The organism is Nocardiopsis synnemataformans, from assembly GCF_965343085.1.
Taxonomy (GTDB): Bacteria; Actinomycetota; Actinomycetes; order Streptosporangiales; family Streptosporangiaceae; genus Nocardiopsis; species Nocardiopsis alborubida.
Genome location: NZ_CBDRFA010000162.1, coordinates 1 through 2,141, shown reverse-complemented (window position 1 = coordinate 2,141; position 2,141 = coordinate 1). Strand labels below are relative to the sequence as shown.

Sequence of the window (2,141 nt, the reverse complement as noted above, 5' to 3'; positions counted from 1 at the left end):
CACGATGACCGGGACGCTGGACCCGCGGGCCATGGGCCGGCCGCTGACCCGCCTGGAGGGCGCCGACAAGGTCACCGGGCGGGCGCCCTACGCCTACGAGCACCCGCTCGCCGACCCCCTGTACCTGCACCCGGTGCTGTCCACCGTCGCGCGCGGGCGCGTCACCGCGGTCGACGCCTCCGCCGCCCAGGCGCTGGCCGGGGTGCGCGCCGTCCTGACCCCGGACAACGCCGAACGCCTCGCCGACGCCGAGGACCGCGAGTTCGCGGTCCTGCAGTCCCACGAGGTGTCCTTCCACGGCCAGTTCGTCGCCGCGGTCGTGGCCGACACCCCCGAGACCGCCCGCCAGGCGGCCGGCCTGGTGCGGGTGGACTACGAGCGCTCCGCGCACGACGTGGTGCTCACCGCCGACCACCGGGGCCTCTACCGGCCCGTGGGCGAGGAGGACGAGGGGCCCGCATCCGACACCGAGCAGGGCGACCCCGACGCGGCCCTGGCCGCCGCCGAGGTCGTGGTCGACCAGACCTACAGCACACCCACCGAGCACAACAACCCCATGGAGCCGCACACCACCACGGCCCTGTGGGAGGAGGCGACCGGCGACCTCACCCTCTACGACTCCACCCAGGGCGTGCACGTGGTCCGCGCGTCCGTGGCCGGGGTGTTCGGGCTCGACCCCGAACGGGTCCGGGTGGTCGCGCCCCATGTCGGCGGCGGCTTCGGCTCCAAGGGGGAGGCGCACGCGCACGACGTCCTGGCCGCGATGGCCGCCCGCGCCCTGCCCGGGAGGCCGATCAAGTTCGCGCTGACCCGCCAGCAGATGTTCTGCCTGGTGGGCTACCGCACGCCCACCATCCAGCGGCTGCGCCTGGGCGCCGACCGCGACGGGCGCCTGTCCGCGGTCGTCCACGACTCCGTGGAGCAGACCTCCACCGTCAAGGAGTTCACCGAGAACAGCGCGATGTGCTCGCGGTGGATGTACGCCGCGCCGAACCGCCGCACCACCCACCGGATCGCGCCCCTGGACGTGCCGGTCAACTTCTGGATGCGCGCCCCCGGTGAGGCGCCGGGGATGTACGCGGTCGAGGCCGCCATGGACGAACTCGCCCAGGCCTGCGGTGTCGATCCGATCGAGCTGCGCGTGCGCAACGAGCCCGAGGCCGACCCCGAGAGCGGCTCCCCGTGGTCGGACCGGCGCCTGGTCCGGTGCCTGCGCGAGGGCGCCGAGCGCTTCGGCTGGCACGGGCGCGACCCCCGGCCCGGAGCCCGCCGGGAGGGGGACTGGCTGGTGGGCACCGGCGTGGCCTCGGCGAGCTACCCGCACCTGTTCAACCCCGGGTCGGTGGCGCACGTCCGCTACGGCGAGGACGGCCGTTACGAGGTGTCCATCGGCGCGGTGGACATCGGCACCGGGGCCTGGACCGCGCTCACCCAGATCGCGGCCGACGCGCTGGGCCTGCCCGTCTCCGACATCCGGCTGCGCATCGGCGACACCGCCTTCCCGGCGGCCTCCGTCGCGGGCGGCTCCAGCGGGACCAGTTCCTGGGGGACGGCCGTCGTGGCCGCCGCCCGGGTCTTCCGCGACCGGCACGGGGGCTCCCCGGCGCCGGGCGCGGAGGCCAGCGCCAGCGCGGCGGAGGACACCGTCGACGAGTCGCATGCGGTCTACTCCTTCGGGGCGCACTTCGCCGAGGCGCGGGTGAACGTGGACACGGGCGAGGTCCGGGTGCCGCGCATGTACGGCCTGTTCTCCATCGGCCGGGTGGTCAACCCGCGAACGGTGCGCTCGCAGTTCCTCGGCGGGATGGTCATGGGCCTGTCGATGGCGCTGCACGAGGAGAGCTTCCGGGACCCGCGGTACGGCCACATCGCCAACGGCGACTTCGCCGAGTACCACGTCCCCACCAACGCCGACGTGGGCGACCTGCGGGCGGAGTGGCTGGACGAGGAGGACCCCCGCGCCACCCCCATGGGGTCGCGGGGCGCGGGTGAGATCGGCATCGTGGGCACCGCCGCGGCGGTGGCCAACGCCGTCCACCACGCCACGGGGACCAGGGTGCGGGACCTGCCGGTCACGGCGGACAAGCTCCTGCGGTGACGGCCGGTCGTGGGGGGGGGGGGGGGGGGGGGGGGGGGGGGGG

The 2,141-nt window shown here is 75.3% G+C and carries 1 protein-coding gene; it reads left to right on the top strand.

Annotation, left to right across the window (positions count from 1 at the left end; all coding sequences use genetic code 11):
* Positions 1-4: 4 nt before the first annotated feature.
* Positions 5-2,098 (top strand): xanthine dehydrogenase family protein molybdopterin-binding subunit, encoded by a 2,094-nt coding sequence (locus tag ACSIH6_RS39240; RefSeq protein ID WP_435113946.1) that lies wholly within the window; start codon positions 5-7, stop codon positions 2,096-2,098.
* Positions 2,099-2,141: the final 43 nt, after the last annotated feature.

Bases quoted from the DNA above. Each gene is read 5' to 3' on its own strand.
- ACSIH6_RS39240 (WP_435113946.1), top strand. From the start codon at position 5: ATGACCGGGACGCTGGACCCGCGGGCCATGGGCCGGCCGCTGACCCGC.